A 1,697-nucleotide genomic window follows, 5' to 3' on the forward strand; every position below is an offset into this window, starting at 1 on the left:
GGCACCGTCCCGCCGCAGATCCCGCGCCCGAAGGTCGCGAGCGTCGCGTCGAACACGGCCGGGTCGCGCAGGGCGGCGAGCGGGCGCGCGCCCGGCCCGCCGGGGCCGGCGGCGACGCCGCCCCGATAGGCCGCGAGCGAATCGGGCACGCGGGCGGCGACCTCGGCGAGCGCGGCGGTCATCGCGCCTCCGCGGGGTCGGCCTGCGGCGTGCGGGCGACCGTGAGCGCCAGCCACGCGACGGCCGCCGCGTAGAACGGCACCGCGCCCGCGAAGTAGCCCGGCCAACCGGCCCAGCCGGCCAGCGCCGGCGAGGCCACCCGCAGGGGCATCGCGGCGAAGAAGGCCGCCCCGAACAGCAGCGCGTAGTCGGTGGCCGGCCGCGGCCCCTGGGCCCAGCGATAGATCATGTTGAACACCGGCACCCCGAGGATGCCGCCGCAGACGAAGTTCAGGACGGTGACGGCGATGGCGAGGTGGACGGCGCCCGCCGCGCAGGCGACCGCCATCAGGCCGCCGGTCGCCAGCACGCCGAGCCCGCCCCCCACGATCAGCCGGACCGTGCCGAAGCGCGCCGCGAGGCCCGCCGCCAGCACCGCCATGACGAGGTTCACGACCGGCAGGACGGTGCCGGTGAGGACGCCGACCTGGGCCAGCGGCACGCCGAGATCGAGCAGCGCCAGGGTGTTGGGCCCGGAGACGAGGTAGGCCGCCGCGAAATAGGCGCCGAGGGCGAGGATCGGCGAGACCAGCGTGCGCAGCCGCGCGAACGAGCCCGCCCGGCGCTCGGGCGTGCCGCCCCCTCTGCGCAGGCGCGCCTCCGGATAGGCGAGGATCGGCAGCAGGCAGAGTGCGTCAAGCGCCGCGCAGGCGAGCACCGCCCCGCGCCAGCCGAGCGCGTCGTAGGATCCGAGCAGAACGCCGACCCCGAGGATGCCCCCGAGGGACGCCCCGCAGAGCTTCGCCGCGGCGGCGTAGGTCCGCCGCCCCGCCGGCACCGTCTCGACCACCAGCGCCTCCAGCGCGATGTCCATGGTGGCGATGCAGGCAGCGGCCAGGATCGCCAGGGCGAGCAGCACGCCGAGCGGCCAGTGCTCGCCGAGGCTGAGGACGACGAGAAGCAGAACGGTGAGCCCGAGCGTTCCGGCAATCCAGCCGATCCGGTGCGCCAGGAACGGCAGCCGCACCCGGTCGAGCAGCGAGGCCCAAAGAAAGGTCAGGCCCACCGGCAGGTTGATGAGCTGCAGGAGGCCGACCTCGGCGAGGTCCATGCCGCGGCTGCGCAGGATCAGCGGCGCCCCGCCGGACAGGAAGCCGAGCGTGGCCCCGAAGGTCACGTACAGGCAGAAGAACGGTGCCAGCGGACGCAGCCCGGCCAGGAGGCCCGCTTCCCGGGAGGGGACGGCCGCGCTCAACGCGCCGGGCGCCCGGAACGGCGGGTGACGGGGCACACGGGACCGGAGGGACGGCAGTTTGGAATCACACTAATCTATTGTTCCGCCTCATCATTTCCGATTAGTCGACACCTCGGCGCGATTCAAGGTGACCGGGGCGGCACGGGGCCGTGACCCCGGCGCGCATATCGGGGGCGGATGCACGGCTTCCGGTCGATAGGTTCCGTCTGACGCATCGTTTCGGAACTGAGCGCGGGTGCCCTCTCCCATAGGGAGAGGTCTGCTTTCGCAGAAAGCCGGGTGA

General features: G+C 74.0%; 1 protein-coding gene and 1 pseudogene. Both read right to left on the reverse strand.

Features of this window, described 5'->3' with window-relative positions:
- Positions 1 to 182 (reverse strand): annotated as a pseudogene (locus AX737_RS12160) (hypothetical protein); the annotation flags it as partial.
- Positions 179 to 1,414 (reverse strand): MFS transporter, encoded by a 1,236-nt coding sequence (locus AX737_RS12165; RefSeq protein ID WP_066921657.1) that lies wholly within the window; start codon positions 1,412 to 1,414, stop codon positions 179 to 181. The pseudogene AX737_RS12160 and the gene AX737_RS12165, both read right to left, overlap by 4 nt.
- Between the last annotated feature and the right edge of the window lie 283 nt (positions 1,415 to 1,697).

Origin of the sequence: Methylobacterium sp. CCH5-D2, from assembly GCF_001556475.1 — a bacterium.
Taxonomy (GTDB): Bacteria; Pseudomonadota; Alphaproteobacteria; order Rhizobiales; family Beijerinckiaceae; genus Methylobacterium; species Methylobacterium hispanicum.